The following is a 24,412-nucleotide window of genomic DNA, read 5'->3' on the forward strand; positions in this document are numbered from 1 at the left end:
CGGGAGCCTGCCGATGTTTGCTCTCATGCAAAGCACTCGCCTGGAATCGCTGCACCTTAGCGTTGATCCGGTGTCCGGATTGAAGGCGGTCATTGCCATCCATAACAGTCGCCTCGGGCCAGCCCTGGGCGGTTGTCGTTATCTTGCCTACCCGAACGACGAATCTGCGGTCGAGGACGCCATACGCCTGGCCCAGGGCATGAGCTACAAGGCCGCGCTGGCCGGTCTTGCTCAGGGCGGCGGGGTGGCCGTGATCGTGCGGCCGGTCCACGTGGAAAACCGCGCTGCATTGTTTGAAGCCTTCGGCCGTTGCATCGATCAGCTCGACGGGCGCTACATCACCGCCATCGACAGCGGCACCTCGGTGGCGGACATGGATTGCATCGCCCAGCAGACTCAGCATGTCACCAGCACTACTTCAGCCGGCGACCCGGCGCCGCATGCCGCGATGGGCGTGTTCACCGGGATTCGCGCCACGGCCATGGCACGGCTGGGGAGCGACAATCTCGAAGGCTTGCGCGTGGCGATTCAGGGGTTGGGCAATGTCGGGTTTGCGCTCGCGGAGCAGTTGCACGCAGCGGGCGCCGAACTGCTGGTCAGCGACATCGACCACGGCAAGGTGCAACTGGCGATGGAACAGCTCAACGCCCATCCGATTGCCAACGACGCATTGCTCAGCACGCCGTGCGACATCCTCGCACCGTGCGGCCTTGGCGGTGTGCTTAACAGCCACACGGTCACCCAGTTGCGCTGCTCGGCGGTGGCGGGCTCGGCCAACAATCAGCTGACGCATCTGGACGTCGCCGATCAACTGGAACGGCGCGGCATCCTGTATGCACCCGATTACGTGATCAATGCCGGCGGGCTGATCTACGTTTCCCTCAAGCACCGGGGCGAAGAACTGACGACCATCACTGCGCACCTGTCGAAAATCAGTTCGCGGCTGACGGAAGTGTTTGCCCATGCCCAGGCGGAAAAACGTTCACCGGCGCGGGTGGCGGACGAACTGGCGGAAAAGGTGTTGTACCGCTGAGGTTTGTCCGGGCATGAAAAAGCCCCTGAGTCTTTCAACTCAGGGGCTATTCAATTCCGAGGCTATTCAATTCAAAGGCGTCAATTCAGATGCCGATTACTTCGCAGCCTTTGCCGCCTTGGCAGGTTTGGCCGGCGCTTCTGCCGGTTCAGCCACCTCTGCAGGCTCGGTTGCCACAACCGGTGCCGCTGGTGCGTTGATCAGCTCCGACAATGCGTCAGGCTGGCTCTTGAACGCCCGGGCGAACACATCGCGGTTCTTCGCCATGAAGATCCCGACTTCTTCCACTTGCTGTTCGCTCAACGAAGGAACGGCTTTTTCCAGCACTTCGGCCAACAGTTCGGCCAGTTCGAGCATTTTGTCATGACGGTCAGCTTCGGCTTTATCCATGAACAAGCGCTCCAGATCTCGGCTGCTGCGGTATACCACTTCGACGGCCATTCACCACCTCACATGCCTTCACATTAAGTTGTCTTTGCGACTACTGTATCTATATACAGCGAAAAGGATAAGCGAATCCCTGCGCTTTGGGTAGTGGCTTTTCAATGTAGACCGGATTCGGATTTTGTCAGCCCTGCGCCTGCGCGCAGGTGCGACCAAACGCCACGGCGCGGGTTTTGCGTCACCTCGCCATCATGGCGTGGCCTCTTTTCTGCATGCATCTGCGTACGTGTGCAATAACCGTCACGTCCAGCACGCAACATCCGCTCGAACCGGGCTAAGGAACCTTCATCGTGAAAATCAACTGGGCCGAGAAACTGCGGCAAAACGTGCATCAACTGGCCGAGTCCCTGGGCAACCTGTTCGTCGAGACTTTCCACTACCTGGCGCTGTTCGCCATTGGTGCGGTGACCGCGTGGGCGGCGGTGATGGAATTTCTCGGGATGCTCGAGGAAGGGCACATCAAGATCGATGACATTCTGTTGCTGTTCATCTATCTGGAACTGGGGGCGATGGTCGGGATTTATTTCAAGACCAACCACATGCCGGTGCGATTCCTGATTTACGTGGCAATCACGGCACTGACACGCCTGCTGATCTCCAACGTCTCCCACCACAATCCGCCAGACATGGGCATCATCTACCTGTGCGGCGGGATTCTGCTGCTGGCGTTTTCGATCCTGGTGGTGCGTTACGCCTCATCGCAATTCCCTTCGGTGAAAATCGAGAACCCGCACCGCAAGATCGGCACGGGTTCCAGTGAACATCCTGAAGTGGAGAAGGGCGAACTCTAGAGGCCGGCAGCTGGCCGGGGCTGATGTTTGGCCTGACGCGGTGGCGGAGTGATTCCGTCGCCGCGGGTCATGGCGTCGAGGATCGCCATGGCGCTATGGCCCTGCTCGATGGCGATGCCGAACTGAATGCTTTGCACCAGGCGCTTGAGGCGCTTGGGGTCGTTGCGCTGTTCGGCGCTGATCATCCGTTTGGCGACGATCCGGCCGCCGTTGGAAAGGGTCAGCATGATGCTGCCGTCGAGCCCCTGAATGCTCAGGTTGATCTGATAGTCCGGCGCGAAGGCATCGGTAATGATCTGAAAAGGATTGTCCATGATGCGTCACCGCCTGATTGAACGTGCAGTTGTTGACCGGCCTTGATCGGGTTGGTTCGCCAAACCTGACCATCGGCCCTTCCGTGGTCCCGTCTCCTTCAGCGATGTAGCAAGGGACATGCCGGGAATATTGTCGAACAATGAAACCGGTCAAAAAGAAGGCGAGCCCATGGCTCGCCTTCTTCGTTTGCGGCCCGTTTCAGGGCAGAACCGAGTAGATGATCGCTGACAGTGCAATCAGACCGATCAGCACCACGAACACGTTGGACGCCTGGCCCGAATACTGGCGCAAGGCTGGCACGCGGCGGATGGCGTACATCGGCATCAGGAACAACAGGCAGGCAATCACCGGGCCGCCGAGGGTTTCGATCATGCCGAGGATGCTCGGGTTGAAGGTCGCCACGGCCCAACAGCTGAGGATCATGAACAGCGCGGTTGCACGGTTCAGCCAGCTCGCCGACATCACCCGGCCACGGCTGCGCAGACTTTTGACGATCATGCCCTGGAAGCCTTCGCTGGCGCCGATGTAGTGGCCGAGGAAGGATTTGGTGATCGCCACCAGCGCGATCAGCGGCGCAGCGTAAGCGATGACCGGGGTCTGGAAGTGGTTGGCCAGGTACGACAGGATCGAGATGTTTTGCGCCTTGGCCGCTGCCAGATCCGCCGGCGACAGCGCCAGCACGCAGCTGAAGCAAAAGAACATCACCGTGACAACCATCATGCCGTGAGCCATGGCGAGAATGCCGCTGCTCTTGCGCTCGGCCTGATCGCCATAGCGCTGTTTCTGGTCGACGGCGAAGGCGGAAATGATCGGCGAATGGTTGAACGAGAACACCATCACCGGGATCGCCAGCCACAGGGTCTTGAGGAACACCGACATTTCCATCGGTTCCCGGGCGCTGGCGAAGAATGCACCGTTCCAGTTCGGAATCAGGCTGATGCCGAGCAACAGCAACGCGGCGACGAACGGATAGACCAGCACGCTCATGGCTTTGACGATCACGCTCTGACCGCAACGGACGATGGCCATCAGACCGAGGATCAGCGCCAGCGACAGCACCGCGCGCGGTGGAGGGGCGATGTGCAACTGGTGTTCGAGGAAGCTGCTCAGGGTGTTGGTCAGCGCCACGCTGTACACCAGCAGGATCGGGAAGATCGCGAAGAAATACAGCAGCGTGATCAGTTTGCCGGCGCCGATGCCGAAGTGTTCTTCCACCACTTCGGTGATGTCACCGGAGCGGCCCGACAGCACGAAGCGGGTCAGGCCCCGGTGCGCGAAGAAGGTCATCGGGAATGCCAGCACCGCCAGGATCAGCAACGGCCAGAAGCCGCCGACACCGGCGTTGATCGGCAGGAACAAGGTGCCGGCACCGATGGCCGTGCCGTACAGGCCGAGCATCCAGGTGGTGTCGAATTTGCTCCAGCCCTTGTGGGCGATTTCGTTGTTGCATGTGCGGTCTACAGCGGGATTTTCGGCAGCAGGTGTGCGTACATCGGTCATCGTTTTTGCCTCGTTATTATTCTTGCTCGGGCTCACGTGTTACGGGCGGTCAGGGAGCGCTCCTCAGCACTCCACCCAGCTCACGGCCAGGCCGCCCCGTGAAGTCTCTTTGTATTTGTCATGCATGTCGGCGCCGGTATCGCGCATGGTGCGGATCACCCGGTCGAGGGAAATGAAGTGTTTGCCGTCGCCGCGCAGGGCCATTTGCGTGGCGTTGATCGCCTTCACCGCAGCGATGGCGTTGCGCTCGATGCATGGCACCTGCACGAGCCCGCCGACCGGGTCGCAGGTCAGGCCGAGGTTGTGTTCGAGGCCGATTTCGGCGGCGTTTTCCAGTTGTTCCGGGGTGGCGCCGAGCACATCGGCGAGCCCCGCAGCAGCCATCGCACAGGCAGAGCCGACTTCGCCCTGGCAGCCGACTTCGGCGCCGGAGATCGAAGCGTTTTTCTTGCACAGGATGCCGACCGCTGCCGCGCCCAGAAAGAACGCGACTACGTCATCGTCGGACGCGTCCGGATTGAATTTCATGTAGTAGTGCAGAACGGCCGGGATGATCCCGGCGGCGCCGTTGGTCGGCGCGGTCACCATGCGCCCGCCGGCGGCGTTCTCTTCGTTGACGGCGAGGGCGAACAGGTTGACCCATTCCATTGCCGACAGGGTCGAACTGATGACGTTCGGCTTGCCGATTTCCAGCAGGCTGCGGTGCAATTTCGCTGCGCGACGCGGCACATTCAGACCGCCAGGCAGGATGCCTTCGTGACGCAGGCCTTGCTCGACGCATTCGCGCATCACCGACCAGATGTGCAGCAGGCCCTTGCGGATCTCGGCGTCGCTGCGCCAGGCCCGTTCGTTGGCCATCATCAGTTCGGAAACCCGCAGGTTGTGCTGCTTGCACAGCGCCAGCAGTTCGACGGCGCTGGAGAATTCGTAAGGCAAATCGACGTCGCCGGCCGGCACTACGCCGGATTCGGCTTCGGCCGCTTCGATGATGAAACCGCCGCCGACCGAGTAGTACGTTTGCTCGAACAGTTGCCCGGATGCACCGAAGGCTGTCAGCGACATGGCGTTCGGGTGGTAGGGCAGGCTCTCGTCCAGCAGCAGGAGATCGTGCTGCCAGTTGAAGGCGATCGAACGTTCACCGGCCAGAGACAGTTGGCCGGTTTCGCGCAGTTGCTGGATGCGCGGTTCGATGGTCGACGGATCGATGCTGTCCGGCCATTCGCCCATCAAGCCCATGACCGTCGCGCGGTCTGTGGCATGGCCGACACCGGTGGCCGAAAGCGAGCCGTACAAGCGGATTTCCACTCGCTGCACATCATTCAGCAAACGCTGGTCGATCAGGGCCTGGGCGAAGGTCGCGGCGGCGCGCATAGGGCCGACGGTGTGGGAGCTGGACGGGCCGATGCCGACTTTGAATAGATCGAAAACACTGATAGCCATGCTAAACCCTTACAAGCAATGGAGTAGGAATCGCTGCCATTTTTTGTAGGACAAGCGCAATGTCGGCGATACTGCCTGCCTCGCTTCAGCGTGACTAACGAAACTTCCTAAGTAAGCCTTTAGCAGGACTAAACCATGAGTCGTCAATTGCATGCCCAGACTTACGTCTGGCTGCAGGTGTTTTCCTGTGCCGCGCGGCACCTGTCATTCACCCGTTGTGCCGAAGAACTGCACATCACGCCGGGAGCGGTGAGTCAGCAAATCCGACAGCTGGAAGAGCGCCTGGGCTTTCGTCTGTTTCACCGTCGTGCGCGGGGCGTGGAGCTGAGTGCGGAAGGGCAGCGACTGGCGATTACGGTCAACGAGGCTTACGGCAGCATCGATGCGGAATTGCGTCGTCTTGATGCAGGGATGATCAGCGGGATTCTGCGGCTGCGCTCGATTCCGTCGTTCCTCAGCAAATGGCTGACCCCGCGCCTGCCGCGTCTGCAACAGCGTTACCCCGACATACAGCTGCGGCTGGTGGCCGAGGACAGCAGCGTGCCGTTACATGAAGGGGATTTCGACCTGGCCATCGACCTGAACGACGGCAGCTATCCGGGACTGTTATCCACAGCCTTGCTCGATGAGCAGATTTTCCCGGTGTGCGCGCCGGGCCTTCTGCGTGGGCGACCACCGCTGCATGGGCCGGCGGATCTGGTGCATTTCCCGCTGTTGCACGACATCACTGCCTGGCGCGGCAGCTACGAATACGCGGAGTGGGAGTTTTATCTCAATGCCATCGGTTTCGAGGGCGCCGATGTGCGGCGCGGGCACACATTCAATCGCAACCACCTGACCATCGAAGCGGCGATTGCCGGTATGGGCGTGGCGATTGCCCGGCGCACGCTGCTCAACGACGAGTTGGAGCGGGGAACGCTGATTGTGCCGTTCGGGATTTCGGTGCCCAATCACAAGCGCTATGTCTTGCTCTACTCGCCGGGGGCGTTGAGCCATCCGGGTGTGCGGGCGGTGCATGACTGGCTGGTGGAAGAGGCGGGGATTTTTCGCAGCCTGCACCCGTTGGGTGATGGCCAATTGTGAGCAGATTTTTCGGGGTGGCGGGGCGATGCAACTCCCGACCTTACCAGCGCTTTGTTCGGTTGTCCGGCTTTTTTTGCGTATGAATATTTATCTTTTTTAAGGGGTTGAAATGTTCGTCCGGCGGGCCGATTGTTGTAATCAAGAGGTCACGAAATCCTGTTCCAGGCCTCTTGCGAGCTAGCTGAAATAAGGGATGAACTATGCAAATCCAAGTCAACAGCGACAACCATATTCAAAGCAGCAAACGACTGGAGGAGTGGGTACGCACCACAATTGAGAGCACGCTCGACCGTTATGAGGAAGACCTGACCCGTGTCGAAGTCCATCTGAGCGACGAGAACGGTGACAAGCCGGGTCCCCATGACTTGCGCTGCCAACTGGAAGCGCGGCCGAAAGGCCATCAACCGATTTCCGTCACCCACAAAGCCGATTCGCTGGAACAGGCGATCGATGGTGCAGCCGAAAAACTGGAGCACGCGCTGGAGCACCTGTTTGGCAAACTGCGCGGCAAACCGCGGGCCGCTGTGGTGCCATTCACAAGCAAAGCCAATGACAAGCTGTTGGCGGAAGAGTTTGACGAAAACGAACAGGCAGCGATCAACAGTTGATGCGCTGATTTTCCAAGCCACCCAATGAGAAAGGGCCTGCAATTGCAGGCCCTTTCTGTTTTCGGCAGGGATCAGAAAGCAACGGAAGTCTGCAGGTACACCGTGCGCGGCTCACCGACATACTTGCCTTTGTTGTCATCGAACGAACGGGTGAAGTACTGGGTGTTGAAGATGTTCTTCACCCCCACCGCCACGTTCAGGTCCGACAACTGCGGGCCGAAGTCTTGGCGTAAGTGGCGTAGACATCGAAGCCGGCCAGCGCCGGGCTCAAGTCGTCGAGAGCGTAATTGACGCTGGTCTCGATGCCCTGATGCCGGGTTTCACCACGGGCGATCACCGAGTCGTTGGTCTGGTTGCTTTCGTACTGGTTGTCGAAGTTGATCAGGAATGCGCCGATCTCCGCTCGCAGCGCACCGTTGTCGTAACGGGTACCGACTTCCCAGGTGCGGGCCTTTTCCGGTTTCACTTATTCGCATTGTTGGGCTGTCAATGATGCCCGGCAATCAGACTCTTTTGCGTATGAGAATATTTATCATTAATATCGCATGCCTGCCGTCCCGGTCTGTTGACCGGGCGTTAACCGTTTCAGGGTCGAAACATGAAAGCCAAACTCGCCACTCTCCCCATGTCCTATCGTCTGGCCGTCACTTCGCGGGTGCTCGCGGCGGTGTTTGGCGGCTATCTGGTCGCGGCGCTGGCCAGTGTCACGCTGACACTGTGGTTGCCGCTAAACCGCGTCGAAGCGGTTGTCACCGGCATGACCGTTTCGTTTCTGGTCTATCTGGTGGCGGTGCTCTGGTGTTTTGCCTGTCGTACGGCGTGGTCGGCGTGGGTCGGTCTGCTGGTGCCGAGCGTGATCCTGGCGACCGTGTCCGGGGCTGCGCGCGGTCTGGGGCTGGCATGAAAGAGGGTTTTCGGCAGGCGATGGCCTGGCTGCACACCTGGACCGGGCTGGTCTTTGGCTGGCTATTGTTCGCGATTTTCCTGACCGGGACCCTGGCCTATTTCAAGGATGAAACCAGTCACTGGATGCAGCCGGAGATCGCCGCCCATCCATTGGATGCCGAAAAAAGCCTGACGCTGGCCCAGCAGTATCTGCAACAACAAGCCCCCGACGCCACACGCTGGATCATCGGTTTGCCCGACGCCCGCGATCCCGGCCTGAGCGTGGGCTGGCAGCAGTCGCCCGCCAGGCCCGGCGAACGCGGCGCATTCATCCGCAAGACCCTCGACGCAGAGACCGGTGCCGAAGTACAGGCCCGGGAAAGCATGGGCGGCGAGTTCTTCTATCGCTTCCATTTCCAGCTGCAAATGCCTTACCCGTGGGGCCGCTGGCTCTCGACCATCGCCGCCATGGTGATGTTCGTCGCGCTGATCACCGGGATCATCACCCACAAGAAAATCTTCAAGGACTTCTTCACCTTCCGCCCGCGCAAGGGCCAGCGTTCGTGGCTCGACGGGCACAATGCGGTGGGCGTGCTGGTGCTGCCGTTTCATCTGATGATCACCTACAGCAGCTTGGTGATTTTCATGTCGATGGTGATGCCGGCAAGCATTCTGGCTTCGTACGGCGACAACGTCCGGGCGTTTTACGACGAGGTATTTCCCGCCTCCAATATTCCCGAGCGAGCCAATCAACCGGCGACACTGGCACCGCTGGCGTCCCTTGTGCTGGCGGCCAGCGAGCAATGGTCGGGCGGGCATGTCGGACGTATCAGCGTCAACAATCCGGGCGACGCCAATGCCTCGGTGGTGATGTCCCGCGCGAGCTCCGACCGTGTGGTGAACGACTCCGGTAGCGCCGTAACCTTCAACGGTGTCAGCGGAGAAATCATTGGCAGCGTGCCTGAGCAGCCAATGGCGATGGCGATTGCCGGCAGTTTCTACGGGTTGCACATGGGCCACTTTGCCGGGCCGGTGTTGCGTTGGCTGTATTTCATCTGCGGCCTGGCGGGCACGGCGATGATTGGGACCGGGCTGGTGATCTGGCTCGGCAAGCGTCAGCTTAAACACGCCAAAACCGGTGTGATGCCTTTCGAATTGCGGCTGGTTGAAGTGTTGAACATCGCCAGCATGGCCGGGCTGGTGGCAGCGATTGCCGTGTTCTTCTGGGCCAATCGTCTGCTGCCGGTGAGTCTGGCCGGGCGTGCCGATTGGGAAGTGAACGCGTTCTTTATCACCTGGGGGCTGAGCGTGGCCCATGCGATGTTGCGGCCGGGGCGCAAGGCCTGGGTCGAACAGCTGTCGCTGGGGGCCGCGTTGTTTGTCGCGGTGCCGGTTCTCAATGGCCTGACCACGCCTTATCACCTCGGCGTGACAGTGCCCGAAGGCGACTGGGTCTTGGCCGGTTTTGACCTGACGTGTCTGGGCAGCGGACTCTTCCTGGCCTGGGCCGCCCGGAAAATGCAGCGCGCCGGGCACTCCGTCAGCGTGATAAAACCGGTCCGCGAAAAGACCCGGCCGATCACCCTTGAGCAAGGGGCGAATTGAATGTTGCTGGCGCTGTTGCTTTGCTATTGCGCATTCACCGCGCTGTGCCTGGCGATGCCTCGGCATCACGAAGAACTGCTGGGCCACAAACCTTCAGCTCGCCTTCGTCAAGGTCTGAAACTGGCGGGCTGGTTGTTGTTGGGGTTGTCGCTCTGGGCGGCGGTTTCCATGAAAGGCTGGAGCTTCGGCCTGGTCGACTGGTGCGCGGTGTTGATGCTCAGTGCGTTGACGCTGGTGCTGTTGTTGCCCTATCGCCCGCGTCTGGCATTGACCATGGCCGGACTGAGCCTGCTCGCCAGCCCGGTCGCTGCATGGGTCTTGAACTGACATGTTGATCGGCCATCCTCCCGAACACCGCGACGACGAACCCCATGGCGCCCGTGCGCATTTTCTTCAGGTGTTCCTGTCCCAGCGTTCGCAGATGGAAGCGCTGGTGAACCGGCGCGTCGGTTGCCGGGCGACGGCGGCGGATCTGGTGCAGGACCTGTTCCTGCGTTTCTGGCGTCGGCCGTTGGTGCAGGTCGAAGAGCTCAGCACTTATCTGTTGCGTTGTGCCGGCAATATCGCCATCGATCATTTGCGCAGTGAAGGCGCGCGGGTGCGGGTCAACGAAGGCTGGCAACCGGATGAGCCCGACAGCAGCGCCAGCGAACCGCAGGCGGCGCTCGAAGCGGGCAACGATTTGCGCCACGTCGAAGCGGCGTTGCGTGCGTTGCCCGAACGCACGCGGCAGATCTTTTTGCTCAATCGCATCCACGGGCGCAAGTACGCCGAGATCGCTAGGGCCATGGGCCTGTCCCAAAGCGCTGTGGAAAAACATATGATGCGCGCCCTCGAGGCCTGCAAGGCCAGCCTGCGCGAACCCGCGCCACGCCTGCCAGGGAAAGCACCGTGAACAATACCGACCGCGTCATCCCGACGCCCGCTCAGGAACAGGCCGCTTTCGCCTGGCTGAGCCTGCTGCACGACCACCCGAGCACCGGTGATCAATTGACCTTCAGCCAGTGGCTGCACGCTGACCCGGCCCACGCCGAGGCCTATGCCCAGGCGCAAGTGGTGTGGGAATTGAGCGAAGAGCCAGCGCGCACCTTGGCCGGCGAAGACGCGCTGGCATTGCAGGGTTTGCTTGATGCGATGGACCGGCCACGCCGTGTACCGCTGCGACGCTGGACTGGCGCGCTGGCGATGGCGGCCTGTCTGCTGTTGATGATCAGCCTCGGGACAGGTTGGCAGCCGCAACGCTGGATCGATGATCTGGGCGCCGATTACGTGTCGGCACCGGGCGAGATCCGCACCGTGACCCTGGCCGATCAATCGCAGGTGACGCTGGACGCGGATAGCGCCATCGCGGTGAATTTCAATCACGGCGAGCGGCATGTGCAATTGCGCCGCGGCGCCGGATTTTTCAGCGTGACCCACACCGGTGATCCTTTTGTGGTCGAGGCCGAGAAGGGCCAGGCGCGGGTGCTCGGCACGCAGTTCGAAGTGCGCCTGCAACCTCACGGCGCACAAGTCACCGTGCTGTCAGGACGCGTCGGTGTGACGGCGGTGCGTGATGCCGAGCAGCAGATTCTCACCGCCGGCCAGCAAGTGGCGTACGGCGCAGGCACTGCGGAAAAACTGCATGCCGTAGACAGCGAAGCGCAGTTGGCGTGGCGTCAGGGCTGGCTGACTTACTACAAGTCGACACTGGCCGATGTGGTGCAGGATCTTCGCCGCTATTACCCCGGACGGATCGTGTTGCTCAACGACGAACTGGGCGCACGAAAGGTCAGCGGCAGCTTTCCGAGCAAGGATCCACAAGCCGTGCTGAATTCGCTGCAAGGGGTTCTTGGATTCGAGCAGCATCAAGTGCTGGGGCATCTGATAATTCTTCGCTGACTTTGCTGGCCCCTTCGCGAGCAAGCTCGCTCCCACAGGGAGTGCATTCCAAGGTGGGAGTGAGCTTGCTCGCGAAGGCGTCGGCAGCGACAACGAAAATATTTTCACCTTTGTGGTGAGGTAGACCCGGACGCCATCCGTGTAGTGACTGAAACTGCGAGTCATTCGCATCCGTTGCGGTTCTACACAGGTCATGAGCAATGAAGTCCAGGGCAAAATCGGGTTCGGTCAAACAGTGGTTAGGCGTTTCGGCCTTGGGTTTTTCAGCATTGGCCCTGTTGCCGGTGAGCGTGGCGCTGGCCGCTGAAACAGTCAGCAGTCAGCCGCAAAAGCAATTCAGTTTTTCTCTGGCAGCCAAGCCGCTGCCTCAGGCCCTGAGTGATTTCAGCCGCGTCACCGGACAGAGCGTGGTCTACACCGATGAGGCGCCTTACGGTCTGACCGCTCCAGCGATCAACGGCCAGATGAGTGTCGAACAGGCGCTGCAACGTCTGCTCACAGGCTCCGGCCTGACCTTCCGTCGCACCGACAGCCATACCCTGGCGCTCGAACCGCAACCAACCGCAGGCGCATTGAACCTCGGCGCGACCACCATCACCTCGGTGGCCAACCAGCCGATGAGTTATCAGCCACCGGAAACCAGTTCGGTGATGCGTTCTTCCGCTTCGCTGCAGGAAATTCCGCAGACCGTCAACGTGATCCCGGCCCAGGTCATTCGCGATCAGGCACCCCGCAATCTCGATGACGCCCTGGCCAACGTCAGCGGCATTACCCAGGGCAACACTTTGGGCAGTACCCAGGATTCGGTGATGACCCGTGGCTTCGGCGATAACCGCAACGGCTCGATCATGCGCGACGGCATGCCGGTGGTGCAGGGCCGTGGCATGAACGCGACCGTGGATCGCGTCGAAGTGCTCAAGGGACCGGCCTCGCTGCTCTACGGGATTCAGGATCCGGGCGGCGTGGTCAACATGGTCAGCAAGAAGCCTGAACTGACCCAGTACAACGCGCTGACCCTGCGCGGCTCGACCTACGGCGACGGCAAGAATGGCAGCGGTGGCTCGTTCGACAGCACCGGTGCGCTGGGGGATTCCGGCCTCGCGTATCGCATGGTGCTCGATCACGAAGACGAAGATTACTGGCGCAACTTCGGCACGCATCGCGAAACCCTGATCGCGCCGTCGCTGGCCTGGTATGGCGAGCGCACCAAGCTGTTGTTCGCCTACGAGCATCGAGAATTTCTGACGCCATTTGATCGCGGAACCCTGATCGACCCACGCACTAACCATCCGCTGGACATCTCGCGCAACGAGCGCCTCGACGAAAAATTCAACGACATGGAAGGGCGCTCGGATCTCTATCACTTTGAGGCCGACCACGAACTCAACGACGACTGGAAAGCCCATTTCGGCTACAGCTGGAACCGCGAAACCTACGATGCCAGCCAGGTCCGCGTAACCGCGATCGACACCAAAAAAGGCACGCTGACCCGCAGCATGGATGGCACCCGGGGCGCGATCAGCACCGACCGTTTCACCACCGCCAGCCTCGAAGGCAAGGTCAACGTGCTGGGCATGCAACATGACCTGGTGTTCGGCGTCGACGACGAATACCGCAAGATCTATCGCGCCGACCTGATCCGCCAGAAAAGCCTGAGTACCTTCAGTTACGTCAACCCGGTCTACGGCCGTGAAGTCGAAGGCACCACCGTCAGCCCGGCGGACAGCGCACAGACCGATCTGCTGCGCAGCGATTCGGTGTTCCTGCAGGACTCGATCCACCTCAACGACCAGTGGATCCTGGTAGCTGGCGGGCGTTTCCAGGAGTACGACCAGTACGCCGGCAAAGGCGTGCCGTTCAAGGCCAACACCGACAGCAACGGCCAGAAGTGGGTGCCGCGCGCAGGTCTGGTGTATCGCTACACCGACGAACTGTCGTTCTACGGCAGCTACACCGAATCGTTCAAACCCAACTCGACCATCGCCCCGCTGAGCGGCAGCAGTACCGTGCTCGACGGCAGCATCGCGCCGGAAGAAGCCAAATCCTGGGAGCTGGGCGCACGTCTGGATATACCGGGACGCATCACCGGCAACGTCGCGCTGTTCGACATCAAGAAACGCAACGTGCTGGTGGCCAACGCCGAAGGCCCGACCACGATCTACAGCGCCGCCGGTGAAGTACGCTCCCGTGGTCTGGAAGTCGATCTGACCGGCCAGCTCAGCGACCGCTGGAGCATGATCGGCAGCTACGCCTACACCGACGCCGAGGTCACGGAAGATCCGGACTACAAAGGCAACCGGCTGCAAAACGTGGCGAAGAATAGCGGCTCGTTGTCGGCGGTCTATGACTTCGGCAGCGTGATCGGTGGCGATCAGCTTCGGGTCGGTGCCGGTGCGCGCTATGTCGGTGAACGAGCGGGTAACGCGGTGAATGATTTCGATCTTCCGAGCTACACCGTGGCCGATGCGTTCGCCACTTACGACACCCGGGTTGAGGGGCAGAAGGTCAAGTTCCAGCTCAACGTGAAGAACCTGTTCGACCGCACTTACTACACCTCGGCGGCGAGCCGGTTCTTCGTGTCGATGGGCGATTCGCGGCAGATTTCGTTGTCGAGCACCCTGGAGTTCTGATCAGCGCAAAAACGCCTGGCGATACTCGCCGGGCGTTCCACCCAGCACCTGGCGAAAGCGGTTGGTGAAGTGGCTGGCGCTGGCGAATCCGCACGCCAGAGCAATCTCCCCCAGCGGCAACGTCGTTGCGCGCAACAACTCCCGCGCCCGGCTCAAGCGCCGTGCCAGCACGTACTGATGTGGCGGCAAGCCAAAACTCACCCGGAACATCCGCGCAAAGTGGTATTCCGACAACGCACACAACCCCGCCAGTTGCCCGAGGCTGATCGGCTCGGCCAATTGGCTGTCGATGAATTCCGCCAGTTGCCGGCGTTGATGCGGCGCCAGCCCACCCTTGAGGCGCAAGCCCTGACGTACGCCGACCTGACTCAGCAAGGTATGGCTGATCAATTCGTGGGCCAGGCTACTGGTCAGTAAACGCTCGCCGGGTTCGTCCCAGTTCAGCGTCAGCAACTGGCGAAACCGTCGGGCCTGTTGCGGATCCTCCAGAAAAGTCTGTTCGCGCAACTGCATTTCCCGTGGCTCGCGGTCCAGCAGCGTCACGCAACCGAGGGCAAATTGTTCGGCGCTGAAATACAGGTGGGCCAGACGAATATCACCGTTGATGACCCAACCCGATTCATGGTCGGCCGGCAGGATGCACAACTTGTCCGGGCCACCCTTGATAGCGGGTTCGCCACGGCGGAAGGTACCGGTGCCGCCAGCGATGTAGCAGGAGAGGGTGTGATGGCTTGGCGCTTCATATTCCTGGGCGTCGTGGTGATTGGTCCACAAAGCTGCAGACAAGCCGTCACCCAGTTCGGCGCTGTGCACAAGGCGTGCATTGGGCGAATTGTTGAGCGCTTGAAAGACTTGCAGGGTATCGATGGCGGCCATGATCGGTTCTCTTCAACGCCTTGCATCCTACTCCCTGGATTTCGCGCTGGCAGCCTGCGCACCGACAAAAGCGCAAGTTTATGCAAGCGAGGGGCGAGGGCACAGGCGGACACTGAAAGCCAATCAAGGAGTGTCTGCCATGAACCTGTCGTTGTATCTGTTGACCGTGCTGATCTGGGGCACCACCTGGATCGCCCTGAAGTGGCAACTGGGCGTGGTGGCGATTCCGGTGTCGATCGTCTATCGCTTCGGTCTCGCCGCGCTGGTGCTGTTTGCGCTGTTGCTGCTCAGCCGTCGCCTGCAACCGATGAACCGGCGCGGGCATTTGATCTGTGTGGCGCAGGGCTTGTGCCTGTTCTGCGTCAACTTCATGTGTTTCCTGACCGCCAGTCAGTGGATTCCCAGCGGTCTGGTGGCGGTGGTGTTTTCCACCGCGACCTTATGGAACGCGCTGAATGCGCGGGTGTTCTTCGGCCAGCGTATCGCGCGCAATGTACTGATGGGCGGGGCGCTGGGGCTGTGTGGTCTGGGCCTGTTGTTCTGGCCCGAACTGGCCGGGCATCACGCCAGTCCGCAAACCCTGCTCGGCCTTGGCCTGGCACTCTGCGGCACCTTGTGTTTTTCGGCCGGCAACATGTTGTCGAGCCTGCAACAGAAGGCCGGTCTCAAGCCGCTGACTACCAATGCGTGGGGCATGGCTTACGGTGCAGCGATGCTGTCGGTGTGGTGCCTGGTCAAAGGCATTCCGTTCGAGATGGAATGGACGTCGCGCTACATCGGCGCTCTGCTGTACCTGGTCATCCCCGGTTCGGTGATCGGTTTCACCGCGTACCTGACGCTGGTCGGTCGCATGGGGCCGGAACGCGCAGCTTATTGCACCGTGCTGTTCCCGGTGGTGGCGCTGAACGTTTCGGCCTTTGCCGAAGGCTATCAATGGACGGCGCCGGCATTGGTGGGTCTGGTGCTGGTGATGTTGGGCAATGTGTTGGTGTTTCGCAAACCCAAACCCGACATTGCCATGGTCGCCAAACCTGCACATTGAATATTGAATGTTCAACTGTCGACTTTCATTACAAGAAAGATCAGTGCCGGTAACAGAAAGTCGACAATGCTTTGTGCCCACTTCATGGCATTCCAGTCTTCTGATTGATCCATGTCGAACCATTCAATGCCAATGACTTGCAGGCAAAAATAATAAATAAACAGCGCCACGAGAAATCCCAGTACGGCATATTTCTTGGCTTCATGAAACTGCTCGTCTGATGCATTTATATTCTTTGCAAGTTGATAGCCTCCCAACAGGCAGGCTGAAGTAAATATGGTCTCCAGTGTCATGATCATCCAGTAGATCCGGTGATGCATCATTTCCGAGTTGATCGACCGGTACATCAAATGGCTGCCTGTCGTATCCATGCTCAGGATATGACCAAGGTAAATGTAGTTTGAGTTGTAATCGGTGGCGTTGCTGAAAACAATCAGGGCGCCCAGAATACCTACCATGAAAACGATTGCAACTTTACTTCTTCGAATAAGTTGGGAGGTTTTAAGATAAGTCATTATTGATTCTCCGTGAGTAGTGTCTGTCCGTTGGCAGATGACTCTCGGGATTCTATAGCGAGTATAAAGAAGTTGGGTGAGGAGTCGTTTTCAAGTTGTGTAGTTAAAGGGGGTTAATAACTTCAGGCCATTTGGGAAACAGGTTTAAAACAGACGGGGCCGGGAAACTTTTACTCCAGCCCCGTGGGTCATCAGTCCTTCCAGACTTGCGGATTAACCAGATCCTGCGGCCGTTCGCCGAGCAGGGCGCTGCGCAGATTGGCCAGCGCACGGTTGGCCATGGCTTCACGGGTTTCATTGGTGGCCGAGCCGATGTGCGGCAGGGTGACAGCGTTTTTCAGCTGGAACAGCGGCGATTCGGCCAGCGGTTCTTTTTCGTAGACGTCGAGGCCGGCGCCGCGAATGCGGTTGTTCTGCAACGCTTCGATCAGTGCCGGCTCGTCGACCACGGGGCCGCGGGAGATGTTCACCAGAATCGCGTCCGGCTTCATCAGCGCCAGTTCGCGATGACTGATCAAGTGGCGGGTTTTGTCGCTCAGTGGCACGACAAGGCAGACGAAATCGGCTTCGGCCAGCAGTTGGTCAAGGCTGCGGAACTGCGCGCCGAGTTCCTGTTCCAGTCCGGTCTTGCGGCTGTTGCCGCTGTAGAGAATCGGCATGTTGAAGCCGAAGCGGCCGCGACGGGCGACGGCGGCGCCGATGTTGCCCATGCCGACGATGCCCAGAGTCTTGCCGTATACGTCGCAGCCGAACAGCGATGCGCCGACGCTGGCCTGCCATTGGCCGGCCTTGGTCCAGGCGTCCAGTTCGGCGACGCGGCGGGCGCTGCTCATGATCAGGGCGAAGGCCAGGTCAGCGGTGCTTTCGGTGAGGACGTCCGGGGTGTTGGTGAGCATGATCCCGCGTTCGTTGAAGTAGGCGAGGTCGTAGTTGTCGTAGCCGACGGAGACGCTGGAGACCACTTCGAGTTTTGCGGCGTTTTCCAGTTGGGCCTTGCCGAGTTTGCGTCCGACGCCGATCAGGCCGTGGGCGTGGGGCAGGGCTTCGTTGAACTGGGCGTTGATGTCGCCGTTTTTCGGGTTGGGGACGATGACGTCGAAGTCCTGTTGCAGGCGTTCGATCATGGGTGGGGTGATTCGGCTGAAGGCCAGGACTGTTTTTTTCATTGGCATTGGGCTCGGCTGTTCTGGGTTGCCAAGCAAGCTAACATTTCTGTTTTGGGTTGTCTTGGCGGCCTCTGGGCCGACCAGACTTTTGGGGTTTTGGGTGAATATCCGTTTCTGCGGGTGTTGCGGATTATGGTTCCGCCCTTACGGCGGGTCACTTTTGACAAACGCCTCAAAAGTAACCAAAAAGGCTTGGCCCCTGCGTTCGGCACCTCGCTGTGGCTCGGTGTTCCTTCGTTCCGGGATTGATCCGGGGGCATCGCCTACGGTTTGCTTCGCTGCACCTCCTCTCGATGTGTTTGGCTTCGCCAAACGGTCGCTTCGCTCCCACCCCCGGATCAATCCCTACACTCAGCCTTCCGATGGGGCCGGTACGTCAAGAGCGGTACTCGAGCTAACGCTCATTGTGTTGAGTGGTGGGAAGCGGAAAGCAGAAGCAGAAAGCAGAAGCAGAAGCAGAAAGCAGAAAGCAGAAAGCAGAAGCAGAAAGCAGAAAGCAGAAAGCAGAAGCAGAAAGCAGAAAGCAGAAAGCAGAAAGCAGAAAGCAGAAAGCAGAAAGCAGAAAGCAGAAAGCAGAAAGCAGAAAGCAGAAAGCAGAAAGCAGAAAGCGGACTGCTTTTGCTTTGATCGTTCCCACGCTCCGCGTGGGAATGCAGCCCGGGACGCTCTGCGTCCCAATCGATCTGCCAGCGAATGCAGTCGGCGCTGGCAGGTCGGTTTTGTCGGAACGGCTTAGCTGTGTGTTGGGCAACGCTGAACTTCGACGTTGTCCAGCACCCGATTCACCGCCAGTTCCGCCAGCATGATTACTTGCTGAATACCCAGGATGCGGTGCCGCTGCGGTGTGTCGAAAAAAGCCGCTACATCACTGGCCATGGCACTGGCGGTGGCCAGGGATTCGCAGGCGTGGGCCAGCAGGCTTTCGTCGTCCATGTCCGGGGCGACCTGGAACATCTTGCTTGGTCGGCGACTGGAGCATTTTTTCGGGAAGGGGTTGAGGTGATGGTCGAGGGCGCGTTCGGCAGCCTCGTGGAGTTTTTTTGAATCGGCGGACTCGTAGGGCGAGGTGTCGTTGGTTTCAGGGGGATTCGGAGTAAGTTTTTTCATGGCATAGATCCTTAAGTCTTGGAGGAGCTGCCATTCTTCGTTTTCCAGGCGAAAGAGGTGGCAGCTGTACGCGGACTGGAAAAACCGGAAAGGATCAAACCCGGCAGACCCGGAGGTCTCCCACGTACAGCTACCATAACGTCGCGAAAAAACGCCGCATTATGTCATGGGCTGTGATCCTGAACTTCGGGTTTTCCAGACCCGGCCGCCGATGCGTCAGCGACCCCAAAAGCCTATCCACCTCGTTTCCGAGGGACAACCGACACGACTTGTCGGAAACATCCGCCAAAAACCAGCCCGTCTGTAGGACGGCCAAGTCAATTCGCCACCCGAGCCCCCGCCAGACTTCCACTCATTTCATAAGCCGCCAGTTCCGCCTGATGCCCCGCCAATATCTCCGGCAACGAGCCACGCAGGTACTCGACCCAGGTCTTGATCTTCGCATCCAGATACTGCCGCGACGGGTAGATCGCATACAGGTTCAGTTCCTGCGAGCGGTAGTTGGGCATGACCCGTACCAACGAGCCATTGCGCAGGCCTTCAATGGCGGCGTACACAGGTAACACGCCGACCCCCATCCCGCTGGTGATCGCGGTTTTCATCGCGTCGGCGGAGTTGACCAGGAACGGCGAGCTGTTGATGGTGACCATTTCCTGGCCGTCCGGGCCGTCGAAGGCCCATTTTTCCAGGGGGATCACCGGGCTCACCAGGCGCAGGCAGGCGTGGTTCAGCAGGTCGCTGGGTTTTTGTGCGCAGCCGTTGGCTTTCACATAGGCCGGGGAGGCGCAGACGATGCTGTAGGTGATGCCCAGGCGTTGCGAGACGAAGCCTGAGTCCGGCAGCTCGCGAGCGAGGACGATGGACACGTCGTAGCCTTCGTCGAGCAGGTCCGGCACGCGGTTGGCCATGGTCAGGTCGAAGGTCACGTCCGGGTGGGTCTTGCGGTAGCGGGCGATGGCGTCGATCACGAAGTGCTGGCCGATGCCGGTCATGGTGTGCACTTTCAACTGACCGGCCGGGCGCGCGTGGGCTTCGCTGGCTTCGGCTTCGGCCTCTTCGACGTAGGCCAGGATCTGCTCGCAGCGCAGCAGGTAGCGCTTGCCGGCTTCGGTGAGTGCGATGCGCCGCGTCGTGCGGTTCAGCAGGCGGGTTTGCAGGTGGGCCTCAAGGTTGGAGACCGCGCGCGAGACGTTGGCGGTGGTGGTGTCGAGTTGCACGGCGGCGGCGGTGAAGCTGCCCGCTTCGGCCACGCAACTGAAGGCGCGCATGTTTTGCAATGTGTCCATGGGGTGCTCTCAAGGGAGATGGCAAATTGTGACACGAAGTTTCAGGGGCTGAGACCCCCGACCAAGGGATTATCTCGTTAACCGTAACAAAGATTCGCAGAAAACCCAGCTTATCGCCGTTCAGGGCGCCCCCTAGAATTGCGCCCACCTCGAAACATCTCCCACCTCAGGAATTCGCAGCAGTGCCGCGTCGCATCAACAGAGCGCTTTTGCCGCTCAGTGTTCTGGCTTTTTCGTTAGGTCTTGGCGGCTGCATCGGAACCGGAGGGATTGCCCCGCAGGGCAAGGCTCTGGAGGCCAATGAACTGGCCACCGACGAGGCCATCGCCCACGCCGCCCGTGACGCAAACTGGCCCACCGCCCAATGGTGGCAAGCCTACGGCGACCCGCAACTCAACCGCTGGATCGACCTGGCCGTGCAAGGCAGCCCGACCCTGGCCATGGCCGCTGCGCGAGTGCGTCAGGCCCGGTCCATGGCCGGTGTCGCCGAAGCCGCCGAGTCGTTGCAGATCAATGGCGAATCTACCCTCAAACGTCACAACTGGCCGACCGACCAGTTCTATGGCCCCGGTGAGCTGGCCAATACCACGACTTGGGACAACAACGCCGCGCTGGGTTTCAGTTACGCCCTCGACCTCTGGGGCCGTGAAAGCAACAGCACCGAGCGGGCCGTCGATCTGGCGCACATGAGCGCTGCCGAGGCGCGGCAGGCGCAACTCGAATTGCAGAACAACATCGTGCGCGCCTACATCGAGCTGTCGCTGCATTACGCCCAGCGCGACATCGTCGCGGCGACGCTCAAGCAGCAACAGCAGATTCTCGATTTGGCGCAGAAACGCCTGAACGGCGGGATCGGTACGCACTTCGAAGTCAGTCAGGCTGAAACCCCGCTGCCGGAAACCCATCGGCAACTGGATGCGCTGGATGAAGAAATCGCCCTGAGCCGCAACCAGATTGCGGCACTGGCCGGTAAAGGGCCGGGCGCCGGCGCGCAGTTGCAGCGTCCGACCCTGTCCCTCGGCGCGGCGCTGAAACTGCCGTCGGCATTGCCCGCCGAACTGCTCGGCCAGCGCCCGGACGTGGTTGCCAGTCGCTGGCAAGTGGCGGCGCAGGCGCGCGGGATCGATGTGGCGCATGCCGGGTTTTATCCCAACGTCGATCTGGTCGGCAGCCTCGGCTACATGGCCACCGGCGGCGGGGCGCTGGAGTTTCTGACCGGCAAGAAGCTCAACTACAGCGTCGGGCCGGCGATCTCGCTGCCGATCTTCGACGGCGGGCGACTGCGCGCCGAATTGGGTGAAGCCTCGGCGGGTTATGACATCGCCGTGGCGCATTACAACCAGACCCTGGTCAATGCGCTGAAGAACATCTCCGACCAGTTGATCCGCCGCGAGTCGATGGACAAGCAGCAGACGTTCGCCGCCGAATCCGTGGCCACCGCGCAGAAGACTTACGACATCGCGATGATCGCCTACCAGCGCGGCCTCACCGATTACCTCAACGTGCTCAACGCCCAGACCCTGCTGTTCAAACAGCAACAGGTTCAGCAGCAGGTGCAGGCGGCGCGTTTGAGTGCCCATGCGGAACTGGTGACGGCATTGGGCGGCGGACTTGGCGCGGGTAAAGACGTGCCGACCACCGAACAGACCGCCGCCCCGAAAACCCCGGTTCTCCTGCGTTGAAAACACAATCTGTGGGAGCGAGCTTGCTCGCGAAGCGGAAGTGTCAGCCAGCACACATGTCGGCTGATACACCGCATTCGCGAGCGAGCTCGCTCCCACAGGGTATGGGTCCGACCTGAAACTCATTGAGCATAATTGAATGACTCCCTTGCCCGCACCCTTGCGCTGGCTCTACTCCCTGGAATGGCGCCGGGGTTTCTTCGAATGGGCACGCAGCGACGGCGTGACCTGGGTCTACATCTTCAAGGTGTTGATCGCCGCATTCCTGACCCTGTGGCTGGCGATGCGCCTGGAACTGCCGCAACCGCGCACGGCGATGATCACGGTGTTCATCGTCATGCAGCCGCAGAGCGGCCAGGTGTTCGCCAAGAGTTTCTATCGCTTCCTCGGCACCCTGGCCGGGTCGGCGATGATGGTCACGCTGATTTCCCTGTTCGCCCAGAACACTGAATTGTTCCTCGGTTCGCTGGCGATCTGGGTCGGCATCTGCTCGGCCGGCGCCGCCCGTTGCCGCAACTTCCGCGCCTACGGTTTTGTGTTGGCCGGGTATACGGCGGCGATGGTCGGCCTGCCGGCGCTCGCCCATCCCGATGGCGCGTTCATGGCGGCGGTGTGGCGGGTGCTGGAGATTTCACTGGGGATTCTCTGCTCGACGCTGGTCAGCGCCGCGATCCTGCCGCAAACCGCCAGCGCGGCGATGCGCAACGCTTTGTATCAGCGCTTCGGCGTGTTCGCCCTGTTCGTCACCGACGGCTTGCGCGGGCGCAGCAAGCCGGAGTCGTTCGAGGCCAGCAACGTGCGCTTCATCGCCGAAGCGGTGGGGCTGGAAGGGCTGCGCAGCGTGACCGTGTTCGAAGACCCGCACATGCGTCGGCGCAACGGTCGTCTCAGTCGCCTGAACAGCGAGTTCATGGGCATCACCACCCGGTTCAACGCCTTGCATCAGTTGCTCGAGCGTCTGCGCGTCAATGACGAAGCGCATGTCGTGGCGGCGATCAAACCGGGCCTGCAGGATCTGGCCGAAGTGCTCGACGGGTTCAGCGGCCGCGCCCTGACCAGCCCGGACGCGGCGCGTCTGGCGCTCGCGCTCGCGGCGTACAAGGAAGGCTTGCCGGCGCGGGTGCGCAGCCTGCGGGCGATCTTTCAGGAGAGCGAACCGAGCGACGCCGAGCAACTGGATTTCCACACCGCGTACGAGCTGCTCTATCGCTTCGTCGATGACCTGCACAGTTATGCACAGACCCACGCCTCGCTGGCCGACCACAGCCACGAACGCGAGCGCTGGGACGAGCCGTTCACCCCGCAAACCAGTTGGTGGGCGGCAGCGGCTTCGGGGATTCGTGCTGCGTTCATCCTGGTCGTGCTCGGCAGTTACTGGGTTGCCACCGCGTGGCCGAGCGGCGCGACCATGACCCTGATCGCTGCCGCCACCGTGGGCCTGTCGGCGGCGACACCGAACCCGAAACGCATGGCGTTTCAAATGGCGTGCGGCACGTTTCTGGGGGCGCTGATCGGCTTCGTCGAAATGTTTTTCATCTTCCCGTGGATCGATGGTTTCCCGCTGCTGTGCGTGATGCTTGCGCCGGTGATCGTGCTCGGCTCGTTCCTCACTTCGCGGCCGCAATACGCCGGTGTCGGTCTTGGCTTGCTGATCTTTTTCAGCACCGGTTCGGTGCCGGACAACCTGACCATCTACAACCCCTACACCTTCATCAACGACTACATCGCCATGGTCATGGGCATGCTGGTCTGCGCGGCGGCGGGGGCGATCATTCTGCCGCCGAACAGCCGCTGGCTGTGGCAGCGTCTGGAACAGGATTTACGCGGGCAAGTGGTGTACGCGATCAGCGGCAAACTCAAGGGTCTGGCGTCGAGTTTCGAAAGCCGTACCCGCGACTTGATGCATCAGGCTTACGGACTGGCGGCCGGTCAGCCGCTGGTGCAGAAAAACCTCTTGCGCTGGATGTTCGTGGTACTGGAAGTCGGCCACGCGATCATCGAGCTGCGCAAGGAACAGGCGATCCTGCCGGTGCATCCGGCCTATGCCGAATCGCAGCCATGGCGCCAGGCAATCCGGGTCATGGGGCGCTCGCTGGTGCGCCTGTTCCTGCAACCGAACTCGAGCAATCTGGAACGTGCGCTGGTGGCGGTCGATCACGCGATCAGCCGGGTCGCCGCCACTGATGAACCGTTCGCGCCGCACTTCGATACCTCGGCCCTGCGGCGGGTGAAAAGCTACCTGCACTTCATCCGCACCTCGTTGCTCGACCCGCAATCGCCACTCGCTGCCTATGCCATCGCCAAGCCCGAAGGACTTGCCCATGCCTCGTGAAATCGCCTTCCACGGCGTGTACATGCCGACCATGACCCTGATGTTTTTCATCGCCGCGGCACTGGCCTGGGCGCTGGACCGGTTCTTGTCCGGGTTCGATCTGTACCGCTTCTTCTGGCACCCGGCGCTGCTGCGCCTGAGCCTGTTTTCCTGTCTGTTCGGCGCGATGGCGCTGACTGTCTACCGTTGAG

Annotated in this window: 22 protein-coding genes and 2 pseudogenes; 14 read left to right on the forward strand and 10 right to left on the reverse strand. The window is 60.7% G+C overall.

Translation table 11 applies throughout. The features are described 5' to 3' along the window. Positions 1-13 precede the first annotated feature (13 nt). The gene (locus CAF73_RS08970; RefSeq protein WP_085698509.1) at positions 14-1,033 is read left to right on the forward strand and encodes a Glu/Leu/Phe/Val dehydrogenase dimerization domain-containing protein; all 1,020 of its coding nucleotides are present in this window, start codon (positions 14-16) and stop codon (positions 1,031-1,033) included. Between the two features lie 183 nt (positions 1,034-1,216). Here CAF73_RS08970 and CAF73_RS08975 read toward each other — a convergent pair. After that, positions 1,217-1,474, reverse strand: a pseudogene (locus tag CAF73_RS08975) (YebG family protein); the annotation flags it as partial. A 293-nt stretch (positions 1,475-1,767) separates the two neighbouring features. On the opposite strand from CAF73_RS08975, the gene CAF73_RS08980 reads away from it, so the two are divergent. Then, positions 1,768-2,268 (forward strand): phosphate-starvation-inducible protein PsiE, encoded by a 501-nt coding sequence (locus tag CAF73_RS08980; RefSeq protein WP_007957255.1) that lies wholly within the window; start codon positions 1,768-1,770, stop codon positions 2,266-2,268. Here the strand turns inward: CAF73_RS08980 and CAF73_RS08985 are convergent. From CAF73_RS08985 to CAF73_RS08995, 3 genes are all read right to left on the reverse strand, one after another. Next, positions 2,265-2,582, reverse strand: coding sequence for a DUF3509 domain-containing protein (locus CAF73_RS08985; protein ID WP_085702500.1), 318 nt, complete (start codon positions 2,580-2,582; stop codon positions 2,265-2,267). The genes CAF73_RS08980 and CAF73_RS08985 overlap by 4 nt on opposite strands. Positions 2,583-2,781: 199 nt before the next feature. Further along, complete coding sequence (locus CAF73_RS08990) at positions 2,782-4,083, reverse strand: HAAAP family serine/threonine permease (RefSeq protein ID WP_085702501.1); 1,302 nt, start codon at positions 4,081-4,083, stop codon at positions 2,782-2,784. Positions 4,084-4,146: 63 nt separating this feature from the next. Further along, a complete protein-coding gene (locus CAF73_RS08995; protein WP_085702502.1) occupies positions 4,147-5,523 on the reverse strand; it encodes an L-serine ammonia-lyase in 1,377 nt (458 codons plus the stop codon). 135 nt (positions 5,524-5,658) lie between these two features. On the opposite strand from CAF73_RS08995, the gene CAF73_RS09000 reads away from it, so the two are divergent. Both CAF73_RS09000 and CAF73_RS09005 read left to right on the forward strand, forming a co-directional pair. After that, the gene (locus CAF73_RS09000; RefSeq protein WP_085698513.1) at positions 5,659-6,606 is read left to right on the forward strand and encodes a LysR substrate-binding domain-containing protein; all 948 of its coding nucleotides are present in this window, start codon (positions 5,659-5,661) and stop codon (positions 6,604-6,606) included. A gap of 200 nt (positions 6,607-6,806) precedes the next feature. Continuing rightward, on the forward strand, positions 6,807-7,214 hold the full coding sequence (locus tag CAF73_RS09005) for an HPF/RaiA family ribosome-associated protein (RefSeq protein ID WP_011332524.1): 408 nt from the start codon (positions 6,807-6,809) through the stop codon (positions 7,212-7,214). Between the two features lie 71 nt (positions 7,215-7,285). Here the strand turns inward: CAF73_RS09005 and CAF73_RS09010 are convergent. Then, positions 7,286-7,680, reverse strand: a pseudogene (locus tag CAF73_RS09010) (TonB-dependent receptor domain-containing protein); the annotation flags it as partial. Positions 7,681-7,812: 132 nt separating this feature from the next. Here CAF73_RS09010 and CAF73_RS09015 point away from each other — a divergent pair. The 6 genes from CAF73_RS09015 to CAF73_RS09040 all read left to right on the forward strand — a co-directional run bounded on the left by CAF73_RS09015 (position 7,813) and on the right by CAF73_RS09040 (position 14,215). After that, a complete protein-coding gene (locus CAF73_RS09015) occupies positions 7,813-8,118 on the forward strand; it encodes a DUF3649 domain-containing protein (RefSeq protein WP_085702503.1) in 306 nt (101 codons plus the stop codon). After that, positions 8,115-9,704 (forward strand): PepSY domain-containing protein, encoded by a 1,590-nt coding sequence (locus tag CAF73_RS09020; RefSeq protein ID WP_085702504.1) that lies wholly within the window; start codon positions 8,115-8,117, stop codon positions 9,702-9,704. Before CAF73_RS09015 ends, CAF73_RS09020 begins: the two co-directional genes overlap by 4 nt. Continuing rightward, positions 9,705-10,031 carry a DUF3325 domain-containing protein gene (locus CAF73_RS09025; protein WP_085702505.1) on the forward strand — a complete coding sequence of 109 codons (327 nt, stop codon included), beginning with the start codon at positions 9,705-9,707 and terminating at the stop codon, positions 10,029-10,031. Position 10,032: 1 nt separating this feature from the next. Further along, positions 10,033-10,599, forward strand: a complete 567-nt coding sequence (locus CAF73_RS09030) for an RNA polymerase sigma factor (RefSeq protein WP_085702506.1) — start codon at positions 10,033-10,035, stop codon at positions 10,597-10,599. Beyond that, positions 10,596-11,585: a FecR family protein gene (locus CAF73_RS09035; RefSeq protein ID WP_085702507.1), complete on the forward strand. Its 990-nt coding sequence runs from the start codon at positions 10,596-10,598 to the stop codon at positions 11,583-11,585. Before CAF73_RS09030 ends, CAF73_RS09035 begins: the two co-directional genes overlap by 4 nt. Positions 11,586-11,785: 200 nt before the next feature. After that, complete coding sequence (locus CAF73_RS09040) at positions 11,786-14,215, forward strand: TonB-dependent receptor (RefSeq protein WP_085702508.1); 2,430 nt, start codon at positions 11,786-11,788, stop codon at positions 14,213-14,215. On the opposite strand, the gene CAF73_RS09045 is transcribed toward CAF73_RS09040, so the two are convergent. After that, positions 14,216-15,091: an AraC family transcriptional regulator gene (locus CAF73_RS09045; RefSeq protein ID WP_085702509.1), complete on the reverse strand. Its 876-nt coding sequence runs from the start codon at positions 15,089-15,091 to the stop codon at positions 14,216-14,218. Positions 15,092-15,230: 139 nt separating this feature from the next. Between CAF73_RS09045 and CAF73_RS09050 the strand changes: the two genes are divergently transcribed. Further along, positions 15,231-16,133 carry a DMT family transporter gene (locus CAF73_RS09050; RefSeq protein ID WP_085702510.1) on the forward strand — a complete coding sequence of 301 codons (903 nt, stop codon included), beginning with the start codon at positions 15,231-15,233 and terminating at the stop codon, positions 16,131-16,133. Between the two features lie 11 nt (positions 16,134-16,144). On the opposite strand, the gene CAF73_RS09055 is transcribed toward CAF73_RS09050, so the two are convergent. The 4 genes from CAF73_RS09055 to CAF73_RS09075 all read right to left on the reverse strand — a co-directional run bounded on the left by CAF73_RS09055 (position 16,145) and on the right by CAF73_RS09075 (position 20,207). Continuing rightward, complete coding sequence (locus tag CAF73_RS09055; protein ID WP_085698523.1) at positions 16,145-16,648, reverse strand: DUF2165 domain-containing protein; 504 nt, start codon at positions 16,646-16,648, stop codon at positions 16,145-16,147. 191 nt (positions 16,649-16,839) lie between these two features. After that, positions 16,840-17,814 (reverse strand): D-glycerate dehydrogenase, encoded by a 975-nt coding sequence (locus CAF73_RS09060; RefSeq protein WP_085698524.1) that lies wholly within the window; start codon positions 17,812-17,814, stop codon positions 16,840-16,842. 732 nt (positions 17,815-18,546) lie between these two features. Continuing rightward, positions 18,547-18,921, reverse strand: coding sequence for a DUF6124 family protein (locus CAF73_RS09070; RefSeq protein WP_085698525.1), 375 nt, complete (start codon positions 18,919-18,921; stop codon positions 18,547-18,549). A gap of 317 nt (positions 18,922-19,238) precedes the next feature. Next, positions 19,239-20,207: a LysR family transcriptional regulator gene (locus CAF73_RS09075; protein WP_085698526.1), complete on the reverse strand. Its 969-nt coding sequence runs from the start codon at positions 20,205-20,207 to the stop codon at positions 19,239-19,241. A gap of 182 nt (positions 20,208-20,389) precedes the next feature. Between CAF73_RS09075 and CAF73_RS09080 the strand changes: the two genes are divergently transcribed. From CAF73_RS09080 to CAF73_RS09090, 3 genes are all read left to right on the forward strand, one after another. Beyond that, positions 20,390-21,889: an efflux transporter outer membrane subunit gene (locus tag CAF73_RS09080; protein ID WP_085702512.1), complete on the forward strand. Its 1,500-nt coding sequence runs from the start codon at positions 20,390-20,392 to the stop codon at positions 21,887-21,889. A 139-nt stretch (positions 21,890-22,028) separates the two neighbouring features. Then, positions 22,029-24,221: an FUSC family protein gene (locus tag CAF73_RS09085; protein ID WP_085698528.1), complete on the forward strand. Its 2,193-nt coding sequence runs from the start codon at positions 22,029-22,031 to the stop codon at positions 24,219-24,221. Further along, positions 24,211-24,411, forward strand: a complete 201-nt coding sequence (locus CAF73_RS09090; RefSeq protein ID WP_085702513.1) for a DUF1656 domain-containing protein — start codon at positions 24,211-24,213, stop codon at positions 24,409-24,411. The genes CAF73_RS09085 and CAF73_RS09090 overlap by 11 nt, the downstream gene beginning before the upstream one ends. Position 24,412: the final 1 nt, after the last annotated feature.

Origin of the sequence: Pseudomonas sp. B15(2017), from assembly GCF_002113215.1 — a bacterium.
In the GTDB taxonomy this organism is placed as follows: Bacteria; Pseudomonadota; Gammaproteobacteria; order Pseudomonadales; family Pseudomonadaceae; genus Aquipseudomonas.